The following is a 15,156-nucleotide window of genomic DNA, read 5'->3' on the forward strand; positions in this document are numbered from 1 at the left end:
ATATGTCGGCAAAGTTAAAATTCTTTTTGATTGTGATACTTGGTATCTTTGCCACTGCTGGCGCTGGAGTTTATATTACCCAGCGCCAGGCATCTGTACCGATTGTTGAGACTAGTAACGAACAAGCCCAGCAGGTGGGAGCAATACATCAGTCTCAAGAAGTTGTGGCATACTTAGACCGTTCCGATTATAAAACTATACCTCTAGAAAAGATCAACTCATCTCTCCAAGGTAGTGATCCTGCTACCCTCGCCCTGAATGCTTTTGAGGACATAGCATCGGTGGGAGGAACGCGAAAGGTAGAAGTAGCTTATCCGCAACGAAATCAGGCCTTAGTGACGATTACAGAAATCAAACAGGGTGATGATTCAGTTGATACAGTTAAATATCGAGTTGAGATGACCACCTTTGGGCGATCGCTTTTGATCAGTTCACCCCCAGTCTGGCAAATTGTTTGGGCTGGCTCCCAGAGAGAATGTTGGGCTGGAAGCCGCTCCCAAACAAAGTTAAATCACATCTGTGATTAGTCATTGGTCATTAGTCATTGGTCATTGCTCACAAAACAAATGACAACGGACAAATGACAAATGACAAATTTAAATGTCGCCGCGAATTTCTTCTACAACGCCATCGCGCAGAACGATTTCTACCTGCATTTTGCTAATCAGGTTATCACCGGTTTCTACCCGGAAAAAGCCTTCCATTTGGAATTGGTTGACTTCCTGATCTTGCTGGAGAAACTGTACTTGCTGGAGGTTTTGCAGCAATTGATTTTTCTGCTCTAGAAATTCACTTTTCTTTTGATTGACTTGGAGTTGAATATTGTCAATTTGTTGGAGAGTTTGGGGCCCAGGTGGTTGTAGACTCTGTTTTTGAATTGCCGCGATCGCTCTTTGTCCTTCAACGTCTAGCTGTTGCAACTGCTGATCAAGTTGATTGATTTGTGTTTGCAACTGCTGTTGTACTTCCTCTTTCCAGAGAGGAGTCACAATAACTTTGACGTTGACGACGCGTTTCAGAAGCAAATTAGACTTGGAGACATCCATAAATATTTCACGTTCACTCTTTACAGTTAGCAGGTGGAATGATCAGGCAAACATGCCGTCAATAATATCGCGATAGCGTTCCGTGACGACATGTCGGCGAACTTTCAGTGTTTGTGTCATCAAGCCATTTTCGATGGAAAACGGTTCCAGGATGAGTTTGAATGTCCCGATGCGGTCATCCGGTCGATAACCTGGACGATTTTGGACTTCCCGCTTCAATTCTTGGCGAAATAAATCCTGGATCATTCTACTCTCGAAGTCAATTTTTTGACTATCTGAGGAAGTTACCTGGTTATTGGGCGTATCCAGTATCAAATTCTGACTTACTGCCCATTTTTCTAAGGCTTCGACATTGGGGACAATTAAGGCTCCCAGGCTGCGCTGATCTTGGCCGACGAGCATAATTTGATCGATGTATGGCGATCGCAAACACGCATCTTCGATCGGCTGTGGCTCGATGTTTTCGCCGTTGGTCAATACAATCGTATCCTTTGCCCTGCCAGTCAGCACTAAGTCGTCTTGTGGTGTCAGCCAACCCAAATCGCCGCTATCAAACCAACCTTCAGCGTCAATTGCTTTCGCCGTCGCTTGCGGATTTTGGTAATAGCCTTGCATAATCTGCGGCCCCTTCAATAATACCAAGCCTCGCTTTTCTATTGGTAAAGGCGCTTTTGTCTCAGGATCGACGATTTTAGCTTCTGTAGCCGGGAGTGGTAGTCCTGATGCACCAATCAAATTCCGCCAAGGACGCCGCACATGGGTAACAGGAGAGGTTTCTGTCAAGCCATAGCCTTGCAAAATCTGTACACCAATAATTTCAAAGAAGTTATCTATGTGTCTGGGAAGGGCACCGCCGCCGCTAATCATCTGCTTAACTCGTCCTCCAGTGGCTTCTCGCACCTTGGCATAAACCAGTCGTTCTCCCAAGGCATGGAGGGGTAATAAAGCCGCTGCTTGTATCCTAGCTGCTAATCGTTCGATGCCTGAAGCATGAAGATTATTTAAATCCAATCCCTGAGCAACTCGCCGCGCTCTAATATATTTTTCGCTCATGCCCAATAAAAATTTAATTAGGCGTTGCTTTTTGGCTGGTTGTTCGCGGAACTGCTTTTGCACTCCTTCATAAATCGATTCCCACAGGCGGGGTACACCCACCATGTAGTTGGGTTTAAATTGTCTCAAGTCTGCTTTTACGGAGCGCAAGTTGGTATAAACTTGTGTGCAACCTTGAGATAGTAGGTAATATTCAACAGTTCGTTCATAGCTGTGCCACGAAGGCAGGATACTAAGAACCATATCACCCGCGTTTGGTTGCAATACTGTCCCAAAAGTTATCACTTGGTGCATCAAGTTGTTATAAGACAGCATTACACCCTTGGGTTTACCCGTAGTTCCGGAGGTGTAAATTAGGGTTGCCAGAGCGTCACGATTTTGCTTAACTGGCACAAAATTATGATTTACCCCAATTTCGATCAACTGAGCAAAGTTCAGTACCTTTAGGGTTTCGCCTGTAGGTGGTGTTTCATCGGAAAGTAAGATTACCACTTGAATTGGTAAATCGTTGAGGCGGTCTTGTAGTTTTTTAAGTGTTTTTAAATCCTCAACGACGATCGCTGTACTGCCGCTATTGGCAATGATAAACAGTAGTTCTTCTTTTTCTGCTTGGGAGCTACGCACTGCATCAACTCCACCAGCAGTCATTATGCCTTGATCGGCAATAAACCAGCGAGGACTATTGTCAGCAATTAGGGAAATGCGATCGCCTACTTTTATTCCCAAGGACTGCAACCCAGCAGCAAATAGTTGCATTTGCTCTGCTAGCTGGGTATAAGTAATTGCTACTTCTGGTTTAGCGTGAGGGTTGTGGAGGGCGACAATATTACCAAATTGTTGAGCGGCCAAAGGCCAAATTTCTGGCAGCGATTCCACATTTGTGTAATCTACCACCCGCTTTAATGCTTGGCGTTCTCGTTCACTAATGTTAGATAAAAAAGAAGACGCGGTTTGGGTTTTTGACATAACACCTTACCTAAGTATCGTAAACTGATTATTTTCCAGCTTATTTTGTTATTACGCTACAATATCTATCCTTATTATCTACATTCCCTTCTGTGTATGATAATTCCAGGAATTCCACGTTTATATTTACAAAAGTTTATGGTAAAGTTAATTTACATAGAGTGCAAGCAATGGATTGTGTTTGCATCTAAGAACAGCGATGTCTACGACGGCCTACGCCTACGCCTATTTTTCACAGGAGATGATTACCTATGAATTTTATAGACACAATAATGCTAACGCTGCTCAATATTGCTGCTTGCATAGCGTTACCTAAAATTTTAGCTATCATTTTGGCTGAGAAAACCAAACTTACCGAAGCGTTACAGGATGGTTCCAAATTACAAACAGCCAAAATTGAACTTACCAGTTTTCCTTATTGTACAGCTTACCCAGTAACAGGTAGTCAATTTTGTAAATTCAGTCCTGATTTCTGTGCTAAATGTTCTCCGAATTGATGGACTGTTTGCCAAGAGAAATTACTCAGTACTTCGACGACGAACTATTAAATTAACTCTTTCTAATTTCGTCAAATCTCTTATATTGTTATTTTGTTCGTAGTTAGCGCTTTAGCAAAGACAGCGCTAACTACGAACTTAGTAAATGAAACTTGACAAACCACTAGTACAGCACGGCGGAAATAAACCGAGTATTAAACGGCCAAAACTTTACCCTTATATGTATAATTGAAAGGTTTAGGCATTGTTTGATTAAAGTAGTCAATAAAAGCAATAATTCTAGTTTTAAGGTCATCCTGACTCTTGAAACTGCCTCTTCTTAGTAACTTCCGTACCAAAATACTAAACCAAATTGAAATTTGGTTTAGCCAAGAAGAATGTAGTAGTGTGTAATGGAAAACGATTTGATCTGTCGGGTCAATTAAAACAGTTGCACGAGATTTCATTAGGCAAATTTCTTGATTGCAGACTACTCTCGATATTCTTTTTCTGGTACTCTAAAAGCTGCATATTTCCATTCATTACCTTCTAAATATTCAATTTTAAACTCTCCTTTAGTCACTAAACTAATATCTTTCAGGTTTACTATCGCATTTTCTCCTAATAAAACACACTCAGAGTTGCTAGTGGAAGGTTGATTTGGCGTTGTATTTATTTGATTAATAACTTTACGCTGCAATTCTTGATACTGTTGCTCTGTTATTAATTTAGAATCGTATAACTTTTTTATATCTCTTAGTTGATTTTCTATATTTGAGCCACCTTGATTTGACAAGCTATCTACTTGACAAGAATCTGGCTTAAAAGCAATTTTTCTAACAGGATGATCCCACCATTTAGAAACCTGAGTTAACCAATTAGTTGTTCTTGTTGTATGTACTACTTTTACTTGATTATCAGTTATTTCTAAACGAACCCAATCAGTGGATCTTTTTTGAATCAAACCAGCAAATCCCCAAGACAAAACACTTCCTACTGAAACCCCAGAATCTGCAAGACGAAGCTTTATAACTCTAGGTTCTATAGCTTGTCCTATTTTAATTGGAGCCAAAGCTACAGAATTAATATTATTAACAAGGAAAGTAGGATTCTTTTCTGTCGCAGTGGAAGGCTTTACTGCTGTAGAATTTGTAACCAATACTGCTATTAGCAAAATGCTAACTTTCTTGCTCATGCTTCTTATTATTTTTTCTACTGAAAAACGTGTAAATTAATAGACTATAGTAATTAATTTCAGGTTGTCAAGAAAATAATATTTAAGATTAGCCCTGTCAAGGTGGATAACAATTTTAGACATTAACCTCTTATCTCTGTGTTTTCTATATCTCTGTGGTTAAATTAATGACTAATTCACCGTATAGCTACAGAGAAGCCAGTGTGTTGCAGTGAGTTCAGTGCTGTAAGCAGGTTCTCTGTTGTAGCAACTGGCGGAACACAGAGAGAAAAAAGAGATTTTACTAATCAACTTTAAATTATCAGAATATATTTAGTTAGCTTATAACCGATAAAAGAAATTAAAATACTGCTTTGAAGCAATTGTACTAATTTTGCTTCAAACTAAAAATATAGTAAACACCAATTTTGAAATAAGGACGAACGCACATGAGTTTAACCGATGGTATATTACTGACGCTGCTAAATACTGTTGCTTGCCTTGCACTGCCTAAATTGCTAGCAATTCTGTCTGCAAAAAGCCAAAAAACTTCACCATCGCTGTCTACTGCGATATCAAAAGATTCTAACTCTGAAATCCCCAGTTTTTCATAATATAAGCTGATTTTCTCTAGATATCGCTTTGAGGACGAGACAATTTAGCGATTGCTGCAAAGCGATATCTTACGGGAAATTATTCACATTTTTTTTCGGAAATAATCAGTGTGCATATTTCCAAAAAATAAAATTTTATGGAGAAAAATTTGGACTACAGTACAGCGAAAACCAGGCAATAGAGAATAATTATAGTATTACTACTAAAAAAGGTTTTTAGTAGCTTAATTTGACTTTTTTGCCGCGATTTTTTGTTATTATTTAATTTTATCTTGCTGTGGTTATTTTAGGTCTGACGATAACAAAAAATGCAAGCAAAGTAAAAAATAACATTTGCCAAGTTACCAAATTCCAGCCACCAAGATTCCAACATAATAGACCAATACTAGTACCTACGGAACCGCCAATAAAATAGATAGTTATGTAAACTGTATTGATGCGACTATTTGATTGAGGATCAAGAGTGTATATCCTTGCAACATTGGTGACTTGGACTGCCTGTACACCCACATCTACTAACAATACAGCAACCGCGATCGCTAATGCAGAATTAGAAGCAATTTTAGCAATTACTAAACTTGCAATCACCATCGATACAGCAATAGTCAAGGAACGTTGCGAGTTACCTTGATCAGCTATTTTACCAAAAACTGGTGCCATTAATGCACCTGCGATCGCTACAAAGCCATACATCCCAATTGTGTCAGATTGAAAATTAAAAGGCGCTCCACTTAAATGGAAAGTCAGCGTTGTCCAAAATGAGCAAAAAACACCAAACAATAACCCGCTAATTAAAGACGCTTCTCTTAATAATGAAAACCGTTTTAATTGATGAAGTGTTGAGCTTAATAATTCCAAATAATAACCATTAAATTCATTTTTGATATTAGGCAAATATATATTTAATAACACAATAATAATTAAAATCATTACTGCCGAAAATCCATATACATAACGCCAAGTAAACCATTCAGCAATATATCCACTAAAAACTCTTGCTCCTAAAACTCCAATCAATATACCAGTAAAAATGTTGCCTACGGTTTGGCCTGTAGTTACTCTATCTATACTTGCCGCTAAAGGAAGAATAATCTGAGCGGAGACTGTCGCAATCCCAATTGCTACGCTCAATATCCAAACCTGGATGATGTTTTGTGAAAACATCATGGCTATCAACAAACAGAACAAACATGTCAGTAAACAAAGAATTAATTTTTTCTTGTTGATTTTATCGCCCAAGGGGATTAAAAAGAAAAGCCCCAAGCCGTAACCAACTTGCGTCAGCACAGAGATGCTACCCGCTTCGCCTTCAGTGACTCGAAAAGATGATGCAATATCTTTGAGGATTGGCTGATTATAATAAACATTAGCAACACAGACACCGGCTGCGATCGCCATAATCAGTACTTGGACTTTAGTTAATCCGCTACTTGAGATTTGTTTTTCCATTCAACCTAAAATTTATACAGGAAAAAACTGGTTTACAGTACAGCTAAAACCAGGTAATAAAGGAGAACTTATAATATCACTACTAAATAAGGTTGTTACCAAATTAAGTTGAATTTGTTCGCGTCGATAGACCTCTAGTTTACGCGATCGCCAATCAGCAATCCAATATTCTTTTACTCCTCTGGAAGAATAAAGTTTAAGTTTAGCTTCCTTATCTCGTCTTTGGTCTTCGTTGCTAGCAGACAAAACTTCGACTACTAAATCTGGTGCGCCAGTTAAATGTCCCGCTTCATCCAATGTTAGCGCCAAGGTTTCTTTGGTAGCCCAAACTACATCAGGAATCACATTATCTGATTCTGAAAACAAAACGCCGGGGTTGATTACAGCTTCTCCTAAACCAGTAGACTCTGACCAAATGTTAAGCTGTTGGAAAATTTTGCCACAAGTTTGCTGATGTTTAAAGTGAGGTGCCCTGGTCATAAATAATTCTCCATCAACTATCTCGTAGCGCGTCCCCTCATTTTCCGGGAACAATTCTACATCGTGAATTGTCCAGCGTACTCCTGTATTAAGCATCTCACTCATTGGCTAACTCCTTTAATCTTTTAATCAATAAGACTTAAGTTTAGCTTCCTTATCTAGTTTTTCAAAAAACAAATATATGAGCAAATAGTAAGACTTAAACAAAATGCACCAAATAAAATGCAAAACGTATTGATTTTGGCAGATTTGCGAGTTTTGATTTCTCTCCCTCGTTCATTTTTTTATTGTCATTCATAATGAAACAATAATTGTTTTGCTTTGTATTACTCGTCCTTAGCAAATCATCACTTGCGATTTTCACGTCGCCACTTACTCCGTACTAAACGAATTTCATCAAAAGTGTAGCTTTCGCCTAGTTGTTCTTTGATGGGAGTGAGAGAAATGTCACCGAGTACTTCTAAAACTTGCCAAATTTTTTGTTGATGTTCTAAAGGTACTAATTGATTTAAATCAACTGGCTGATTTTTCTCAATTAGTTTTTCTAGATGAGTGCTAACTGTTGCCGGACTAAGGTTGCGTTTTTGGGCAATTTGAGCGATGTTTAAACCTTGTTGATGCAATTGTAATGTTTGTAATTCGGTGTAAGAAGAAGATGATTTGGCAGAAGATACGGAAGTAGCCGATTTATTTTGCAAACCTTTTTCTTGGCGGTAGGCGCGAATTTCTGTAATAAACTTTTCGCCATATTGAGCGAGTTTGTGACTACCTACACCAGAAAGTTTGGCAAATTCAGCTAAGTTTTGGGGTTGCACCTGTACCATCAATTTTAAAGTGGAATCGTGGAAGATGACGTAAGGTGGAACAGATTGCTCATCAGCTAATTGTTTACGTAGTGATCGCAACTTTTGTAATAATATTTCTGCAACTTCTGCTTTTTCACTCCCCTGTTCCCAGCTAATCTTTTGGACTGTGGTTACAGCTAGCGAAACTGTGCGCTGTTTTCGCATTACTTCCCAACTGTGGGCATTTAGTTTTAAAACTGAGTAACCATCGCTAGTTTGTTCTATTAACCCTTGATGTAAAAGCGATCGCCCCAACATTCGCCATTCATCTACAGTTCTATCTTTACCAATACCATAAGTAGAAAGTTTATCGTGTTCGTACTGGAGAATTTTGTCTTTTTTTGCCCCTCGCAACACATCGATTATGTGTAGCATCCCAAATCTTTCTTTGCAACGCGCCACACAAGATAAAAACTTCATGGCTTCAATTGTCCAATCTTGCATGGGTTTGGGATGACGACAATTGTCACAGTTACCGCAATTCCCAGGGAACCTTTCGCCAAAATAACCCAGTTGAATCGTTCGCCGACAATCAGTGCCTTCAGCGTAATCGATCATTTGTCGCAGTTGTTGTTTTGCAATCAACTGTTCTTGAGGATCAGTTTTTTGATCGATACTCCATTCAATTGTTTTAACATCACCAAAGCTGAAAAATATTGTACACCGAGATGGTTCTCCGTCTCTCCCGGCTCGACCCGATTCTTGATAATAACTTTCTATATTTCTGGGCATATCAAAATGAACTACCAGCCGCACATCGGGTTTATTAATTCCCATCCCAAAGGCAACTGTTGCCACCATCACCCGGACATCATCTCGAATAAATCGCGTTTGATTACTACTACGTTCCTCATCAGTTAATCCGGCGTGATAAGGCAGAACACCAATTTTATCATTTTGGAGTTTAAAAGTGAGTTCATCAACTTTTTTACGAGTTAAAGAATAAATAATTGTCGAACCTTCAGTTTCTCGAATTAGTTCTAACAATTCAGCGTAAGCATATTTAGTTTTAGGACGAACTTCGTAATAAAGATTTTCACGATTAAAGCTAGCAAGATGGATGCTAGGTTGCTTTAGTCCTAGTTGTTGAATAATATCACTACGGACGCGATCGGTTGCTGTGGCGGTGAGGGCGACCGTAGGAACATCAGGATAGCGTTTTCGCAGAGATTTCAACTGGCGATATTCTGGACGAAAATCGTGTCCCCATTCCGAAACGCAGTGCGCTTCATCAATAGCGAAGCTAGAAATCCCGATTTTTTCTTTAACTAAATCGAGAAACGGTAGAAACCTTTCACTCAAGAGGCGTTCAGGGGCGACGTAGAGTAATTTTACTTTACCGTTGAGGATGGCTTCTTCCCGCGATCGCACTTTGTAAGGATTCAAACTACTATTGAGAAATGTCGCGTTAATATTATTATTTCGCAGTGCTTCTACTTGGTCTTGCATCAAAGCAATTAACGGCGACACTACCACAGTTAGTCCATTTTTCAACAATGCTGGTAGCTGAAAACATAGAGATTTACCCCCGCCAGTCGGCATCACAACCATTAAATCTCGATTTTGCAGCGCATCTTCGATAATTTGCCGTTGTCCAGGGCGGAATTGGTCATAACCGAAGTGATATTTTAGCGCTTGTTCGAGATGGGGATACTGAAGCATAGCGATACCTACGGTGGGCCTTGCCAACGCTTTTTCGGTGGCTGTCTGTGTGAGTAATTATTGAAGATATCAGGATTTTAACTCACATCATAAAGATGACCCCTATTTCTAGTCAACAAACCTATACTGACTTACTTATTAAGTATCAGCCTAAGCCAATTAAAACAGAACAGGAGTATAACAAAGCCTTAACAGCAGTAGAGGGGATGATGTCTAGTGAATTGACAGAGGCGGAAACTGCGCTTTTTGAGTTGTTGGTTCTTCTGATTGAGAATTACGAGGAACATCATTATTCGATGGGTGAATCAAAATCTGCGGCTACTTTGGAATCCCTCATGCATGAGTTTGATGTGGAGCCAACTTCTTTACTTGGAGTTTTTGGCTCTATTGAGATTGTTAAGGAAGTAGTCAATGGTCAACGGAAAGTTAGCCAATCTCAAGCAGAGTCCCTAGCTAGGTTTTTTAATGAACACTATTCTGGACTTTCCGTAACGGCTCTTGACTTTGGACAGTGAGAAAATTGAAGATTAACAAGATTTATTACGAATTCTCCTAGATTCGATTGGTGGGGTGATGTTGCGATCGCTTTTTCGGTGGCTGCCTGCGTGGGTAGTTATTGAAGATATCAGGATTTAACTCACATCATCGGCAGCTTTGGTCAGACCTACATTTCTCCACTATTCTTTTTAGTAATAAGCATACTTTTAATCTAAAATCCAAAATCCAAAATCTAAAATCTGAAATTCACTCAGCATCCATATAAGCGAGAATTTGCATTTATTACTTTGCCCTTATGCCCTGTCTGGGTACATTTTAGTTGTGATTCTAAAGCATCAATCTTTTGTAAAAGCGACACTCCCCACACTATAGAAATCACCAACTTGATAGTCATACCCACGAGCAAAAGTGTCACTATTGTGGTATTTTTCTTTTGTTGAGCCAGCCTTTTTTGTTGCTCAAGAAGTCGTGCTTCGACTTCTTGGGCACGTTCAGCTTCTAATGCTTGCTGCACTTCTCGCCGATCTAATTCTTCACTAACAGCTAGAAATCGATAATCTAAGTTGCTCAAGCTTTTACCATGTGCCCAAGTTTGGGCATCGATCAAGGCTTGTCCACGCAATAGGCGAGATTTATCCTTTTCCTCTGAGGCTACCCAGGCATTGAAGGTTTCGTAGTAAGGGCGCAAGTAAGCTAATTTTTTTCCAACCCATTCTAAATTGAAAACTTCTTGATAAATTCGGTTTTTGATTTGGAGAAAACCTTGCTTTTTAATCGCCAAACCAGACAGCAAAAGTTCTACCTGTTCTCGACTATCGTCGGCCGGCACTTTCACTCCTTGGAGAATTTGCTGATAAATTCCTAGCAATCTGGCAGCAGATTGTTCGTTTCTGAGGATGCGATCGCGAATAGTTCGCAAATGCTCCGGTTCATCCTGCGATTCCCATTTCTCGATGATGTGCGATCGCACCACATTTTCTATCCAAAATTCCTCTGTGCCAGGGGGAATTTTGAGCTTTCTACCCATATCATCTTGAGATAAACTGACAAGTAGCCGACACAGTTTTTGGGTAAGAAATGGTTGCCCTTCTGTCCAACCTAATACTTCTTTTAAAACTTTCTGGGGATGATTGTCTTTTATATCCAGTCCTAAAGATAATGGTTGAGCTTCTTCAAAAGTAAAACCATTTATTTGGATGGTTTTACCAAGATTAAATGGGGTAGTATAATTTCGATCTAAAATTAAGTCCGAAGGTGTCGCCACACCAAAAATTGCAAATGTAATTCGATAATATTCTGGATCAATTGCTCGTTGATTATAACAGAACCGAATCAAGTTAAAAAAGTCATCCACAGAGAAGTTTAGGCTGAGAATACTATCAATTTCATCAATAAAAATAAATAGTCTTTCATTCGGAAACTTAGCTAACAGATTTTCCGAAATAAACCGACTGAGTTTTTGAACCAGAGAAATATCATTTTGTTCTTGCCACCAGGTTTTTAAATTGACTTTTCCTAACAGTTTGAAACTCAACCAGATGTCCCCAACAACTCCCTTATACCACTGTTCTGGTGTTATATTTTCACAACCAATATTAGTCATATCAACTGTGGCACATTTAAAGCCTTCTTGTTGTAAGCGGTGCTTTGTTTTTACCATAAGTGAGGATTTGCCCATTTGCCTACAGCTGAGAATGTAACAAAATTCACCCTGTTTCAAGGCTTCGTAAAGTTCCACATCTGCTCTGCGCTCAACATAGCTAGGAGCGTCACTGGTAAGTGTGCCACCAACTTGATATCGATAATTGTTCATTTAATTTATCTTAAATTCGTTCTATATCTAAATCAAAAAACTTGTCTTATAACAGTTGATAAAATTCATATAACAAAGTCCGTAGTAAGGACTTCAGCCCTTATTTTATCAGCAGTAAAGTATAAGCAGTAAAGTGCTTACTATCAACCATTATTTTGCTTTCCAAACTGTTGGATAAAATAAAGACGATATAACTCACACATGGCGCTAGCTTGATTGCCATTGAGTTGAACTAAACCCATGCTTTCTAGCTTATAAGCAGCGATCGCGTCTAACTCCACTTTTTCATTTGTTGCAATTACCTGTTGCATAGCTGTCATTAATTCTGGTTCTTTTTGCAGTAAGCTCAACAGTTCTCGTAAATGCTGACCGTAAATTCCCACTGCTGTAGATGCACTTTCTAGTAATACCTCCAGTGTCATTTGCCCTTGACATAAATGATAAAAAGCAAGGCTCACTAGATAAGGATGTCCTCCTACCATTGCTTGTAGGGGTGCAAGGCGTTTTGCACCTTCGGAGTCTGCTGCACAATTTAGTCCATAACGTAATGCTAAATTCTGTAGCTGTTTGAGGGTAAATGGCGGCAGCGTAATTGTTATCCCTACATTGAAAGGTGATTGATTGAGCTTGAGCGGAATATAAATTTCTGTTGTGTGAACCACCACCATCCGAAGTTTTTGCCAAGTTTGATCTTGCTTTGCTTGTTCATGCCAAAATCGCAGCATTGGCAGAAAATCTTGGGCAATATTGGGATGTTCAAAAACCCGATGGACTTCATTCAAAGCCAAAACTACAGGACTATCATGAATATATTGCAAAAGATATGCTTCAAAATAGATTTTGCAGCTTACCTTGCTGCCCATTTCCGTATCCCAAAAATCATCGAGACAGGGAAGGAGATTTAACTGCCTGCTGACATTGACACAAAACCAACGCAAAAATTTATCCAGGGAAGCAAAAACGTCTTGATCTGCTTCTTGAAAGTCCAAATAGACAATTTGATAATCTTGCTCTCTAGCATAAGCAATCATCCGATTGAGAAGAGAACTTTTTCCCGTTTTGCTAGGTGCTTTGATCCGAATTAAGCAGCCAGGGTGTAAAATCTCGTTACAAACAAGTTCTTCCAGGGGAGGGCGATTGATGTAAAGAGGAGAACCCAGTGCTAATGGCCCGCTAGGAAATTCTATCTTGTTTGCTGAAAAAAAGTCTGGAGAAACCATTTCTAAGTTAGATTCTTCGCCGAACTTTTGTTGGATCTGATTTTCCGGATCAGTTATCTCATATTCCAGGTGTTTTTTCAAGGCTAAATGCAAATTTTTTTTCGTTACTCTTTTTCCAAGTGCAATGGAAAGGTCTTGCCATAACTCAGAGCCAACTTCCTTGATGTAATTGTTGCCATAGCCTGATGCCTCTGCCATTTCAACGTAAGTTTTGCCCAACCATGATTGATATAGCACAAACGACTGAATTGAACCGAGAGGCTTGTCTTGTAGAATTTTTTTTACAGATTGTAGAAGCTCATCCACTGCGTATAAATTGTTAAACAGCTAGGAAATTTACTTATACTTTTTTGACTAGTAATAATATACATCTGAATACATCTGAAAAAATACTTGAAAACAGAAAAAGTTAAGATTGCATTGATACAATTTTTAGACTTATCAGTACATCATAATAATTATTATGTTTATATATATTTTTGAATATTATTTGTATAACTATATACTTTCCTTTTAAAGATTAGTCCCTTTTACTTGGAGTGCGAGGTTAGTGCAGCCTAATACAGCTTTGAAAAGCAGGTGATAATGATAGCTCACTGGTGTGAGATCCTAGAGACAGTCAATGGAGTGCGAACAAAATGGAACAACATCAGAAGCCAACGGTTGTAATTACGGGTGCCTCTTCGGGGGTGGGTCTGTATACTGCAAAAGCTCTTGCTGAAAGGGGATGGTATGTGGTACTGGCGTGTCGGGATTTAGCAAAGGCACAAAAAGCTGCCCAAGCTGTGGAAATCCCTTACAACAGTTATACCAGTATACATATCGACCTTGGCTCCTTGGAAAGTGTTCGACAGTTTGTGAAGAACTTCCGAGCCAGTGGAAAGTCCCTAGATGCTTTGGTATGCAACGCCGCAATTTATATGCCCTTAATCAAGGAGCCGTTACGCAGTCCAGAAGGTTACGAGTTAACTGTCACCACCAATCATCTGGGGCATTTCCTCTTGTGCAACCTGATGCTAGAGGATCTGAAGAAGTCATCTTTAGAGCCAAGGCTGGTTATTTTAGGAACCGTCACGCACAATCCAGACGAACTGGGTGGGAAGATTCCACCCCGTCCCGATTTGGGCGAACTAAATGGCTTTGCTGAAGGGTTTAAAGAGCCGATCGCAATGATTGATGGCAAGAAATTTGAGCCAGTCAAAGCTTACAAAGATAGCAAGGTTTGCAACGTGCTAACTATGCGGGAACTGCATGAGCGCTATCACGAGTCAACTGGTATCGTCTTCAATTCTCTCTATCCGGGATGTGTTGCAGAAACGCCGCTATTTAGAAACCACTATCCTCTGTTTCAGAAAATCTTCCCCTTATTCCAGAAGTACATCACTGGAGGATATGTGTCTCAAGAGTTGGCGGGAGAAAGGGTCGCAGCCGTGGTTGCCGATCCTGAGTATAATCAATCCGGTGTCTATTGGAGTTGGGGAAATCGCCAGAAGAAAGATGGCAAGTCCTTTGTGCAAAAAGTCTCTCCTCAAGCCCGCGATGATGACAAAGGCGATCGCATGTGGGAACTAAGCGCAAAATTGGTTGGGCTTGCATAATGACATAGGACTTGGTGTTACCTTGTGCATAATTTATCGATTCATAAATCTACTTTTTTGAATTGGTATCATGTACAAGTAAAGAATAGTTGAGGTGATTATTTAAGTCACCTCTGACTTTATTGATAGATTTCTTTAACTGGTTGCCAAAAAAATTAAAATATGTGGGCTTTTCTAGAAAGTAGAAAAGTAGGAAATAGTGTCTTATTTATTGAGTTGGTAATTAATTTATTTATTGATGCTTTTCATTCCCTACTCTTGA

At 39.4% G+C, this 15,156-nt stretch carries 13 protein-coding genes; 5 read left to right on the forward strand and 8 right to left on the reverse strand.

Features of this window, described 5'->3' with window-relative positions; translation table 11 throughout:
* Positions 1-2 precede the first annotated feature (2 nt).
* Positions 3-527 carry a hypothetical protein gene (locus A4S05_RS25440; RefSeq protein WP_069072568.1) on the forward strand — a complete coding sequence of 175 codons (525 nt, stop codon included), beginning with the start codon at positions 3-5 and terminating at the stop codon, positions 525-527.
* A gap of 69 nt (positions 528-596) precedes the next feature.
* Here the strand turns inward: A4S05_RS25440 and A4S05_RS25445 are convergent, their stop codons facing one another.
* Positions 597-1,046, reverse strand: coding sequence for a YlqD family protein (locus A4S05_RS25445; RefSeq protein ID WP_069072569.1), 450 nt, complete (start codon positions 1,044-1,046; stop codon positions 597-599).
* 42 nt (positions 1,047-1,088) lie between these two features.
* Entirely contained in the window at positions 1,089-3,065 is a 1,977-nt protein-coding gene (locus A4S05_RS25450; protein ID WP_069072570.1) for an AMP-dependent synthetase/ligase, read from the reverse strand.
* A 251-nt stretch (positions 3,066-3,316) separates the two neighbouring features.
* Here A4S05_RS25450 and A4S05_RS25455 point away from each other — a divergent pair, with 251 nt between their 5' ends.
* Complete coding sequence (locus A4S05_RS25455; RefSeq protein ID WP_069072571.1) at positions 3,317-3,562, forward strand: hypothetical protein; 246 nt, start codon at positions 3,317-3,319, stop codon at positions 3,560-3,562.
* Positions 3,563-4,031: 469 nt separating this feature from the next.
* On the opposite strand, the gene A4S05_RS25465 is transcribed toward A4S05_RS25455, so the two are convergent.
* On the reverse strand, positions 4,032-4,736 hold the full coding sequence (locus A4S05_RS25465) for a hypothetical protein (RefSeq protein WP_069072573.1): 705 nt from the start codon (positions 4,734-4,736) through the stop codon (positions 4,032-4,034).
* A 428-nt stretch (positions 4,737-5,164) separates the two neighbouring features.
* Between A4S05_RS25465 and A4S05_RS42030 the strand changes: the two genes are divergently transcribed.
* A complete protein-coding gene (locus tag A4S05_RS42030; protein WP_176727105.1) occupies positions 5,165-5,329 on the forward strand; it encodes a hypothetical protein in 165 nt (54 codons plus the stop codon).
* A 267-nt stretch (positions 5,330-5,596) separates the two neighbouring features.
* Here the strand turns inward: A4S05_RS42030 and A4S05_RS25470 are convergent, their stop codons facing one another.
* From A4S05_RS25470 to recQ, 3 genes are all read right to left on the reverse strand, one after another.
* Positions 5,597-6,778 (reverse strand): MFS transporter, encoded by a 1,182-nt coding sequence (locus tag A4S05_RS25470; RefSeq protein WP_069072574.1) that lies wholly within the window; start codon positions 6,776-6,778, stop codon positions 5,597-5,599.
* Positions 6,779-6,790: 12 nt separating this feature from the next.
* Positions 6,791-7,363 carry a Uma2 family endonuclease gene (locus tag A4S05_RS25475; protein ID WP_069072575.1) on the reverse strand — a complete coding sequence of 191 codons (573 nt, stop codon included), beginning with the start codon at positions 7,361-7,363 and terminating at the stop codon, positions 6,791-6,793.
* Between the two features lie 242 nt (positions 7,364-7,605).
* Complete coding sequence (gene recQ / locus A4S05_RS25480; RefSeq protein ID WP_069072576.1) at positions 7,606-9,765, reverse strand: DNA helicase RecQ; 2,160 nt, start codon at positions 9,763-9,765, stop codon at positions 7,606-7,608.
* A 95-nt stretch (positions 9,766-9,860) separates the two neighbouring features.
* Here recQ and A4S05_RS25485 point away from each other — a divergent pair, with 95 nt between their 5' ends.
* Entirely contained in the window at positions 9,861-10,280 is a 420-nt protein-coding gene (locus A4S05_RS25485; RefSeq protein WP_069072577.1) for a helix-turn-helix domain-containing protein, read from the forward strand.
* A 233-nt stretch (positions 10,281-10,513) separates the two neighbouring features.
* Here A4S05_RS25485 and A4S05_RS25490 read toward each other — a convergent pair whose 3' ends face one another.
* A complete protein-coding gene (locus tag A4S05_RS25490; RefSeq protein WP_069072578.1) occupies positions 10,514-12,076 on the reverse strand; it encodes an AAA-like domain-containing protein in 1,563 nt (520 codons plus the stop codon).
* A 143-nt stretch (positions 12,077-12,219) separates the two neighbouring features.
* Positions 12,220-13,602, reverse strand: a complete 1,383-nt coding sequence (locus A4S05_RS25495; RefSeq protein WP_069072579.1) for an AAA-like domain-containing protein — start codon at positions 13,600-13,602, stop codon at positions 12,220-12,222.
* 332 nt (positions 13,603-13,934) lie between these two features.
* Between A4S05_RS25495 and A4S05_RS25500 the strand changes: the two genes are divergently transcribed.
* Positions 13,935-14,894: a protochlorophyllide reductase gene (locus tag A4S05_RS25500; RefSeq protein ID WP_069072580.1), complete on the forward strand. Its 960-nt coding sequence runs from the start codon at positions 13,935-13,937 to the stop codon at positions 14,892-14,894.
* Positions 14,895-15,156 lie beyond the last annotated feature (262 nt).

It is taken from the genome of Nostoc sp. KVJ20 (genome assembly GCF_001712795.1).
Lineage (GTDB): Bacteria > Cyanobacteriota > Cyanobacteriia > Cyanobacteriales > Nostocaceae > Nostoc.

Bases quoted from the DNA above. Each gene is read 5' to 3' on its own strand.
- A4S05_RS25445 (WP_069072569.1), bottom strand. From the start codon at position 1,046: ATGGATGTCTCCAAGTCTAATTTGCTTCTGAAACGCGTCGTCAACGTC.
- A4S05_RS25470 (WP_069072574.1), bottom strand. From the start codon at position 6,778: ATGGAAAAACAAATCTCAAGTAGCGGATTAACTAAAGTCCAAGTACTG.
- A4S05_RS25450 (WP_069072570.1), bottom strand. From the start codon at position 3,065: ATGTCAAAAACCCAAACCGCGTCTTCTTTTTTATCTAACATTAGTGAA.
- A4S05_RS25455 (WP_069072571.1), top strand. From the start codon at position 3,317: ATGAATTTTATAGACACAATAATGCTAACGCTGCTCAATATTGCTGCT.
- recQ (WP_069072576.1), bottom strand. From the start codon at position 9,765: ATGCTTCAGTATCCCCATCTCGAACAAGCGCTAAAATATCACTTCGGT.
- A4S05_RS25485 (WP_069072577.1), top strand. From the start codon at position 9,861: ATGACCCCTATTTCTAGTCAACAAACCTATACTGACTTACTTATTAAG.
- A4S05_RS25465 (WP_069072573.1), bottom strand. From the start codon at position 4,736: ATGAGCAAGAAAGTTAGCATTTTGCTAATAGCAGTATTGGTTACAAAT.
- A4S05_RS25490 (WP_069072578.1), bottom strand. From the start codon at position 12,076: ATGAACAATTATCGATATCAAGTTGGTGGCACACTTACCAGTGACGCT.
- A4S05_RS25500 (WP_069072580.1), top strand. From the start codon at position 13,935: ATGGAACAACATCAGAAGCCAACGGTTGTAATTACGGGTGCCTCTTCG.
- A4S05_RS25440 (WP_069072568.1), top strand. From the start codon at position 3: ATGTCGGCAAAGTTAAAATTCTTTTTGATTGTGATACTTGGTATCTTT.
- A4S05_RS42030 (WP_176727105.1), top strand. From the start codon at position 5,165: ATGAGTTTAACCGATGGTATATTACTGACGCTGCTAAATACTGTTGCT.
- A4S05_RS25475 (WP_069072575.1), bottom strand. From the start codon at position 7,363: ATGAGTGAGATGCTTAATACAGGAGTACGCTGGACAATTCACGATGTA.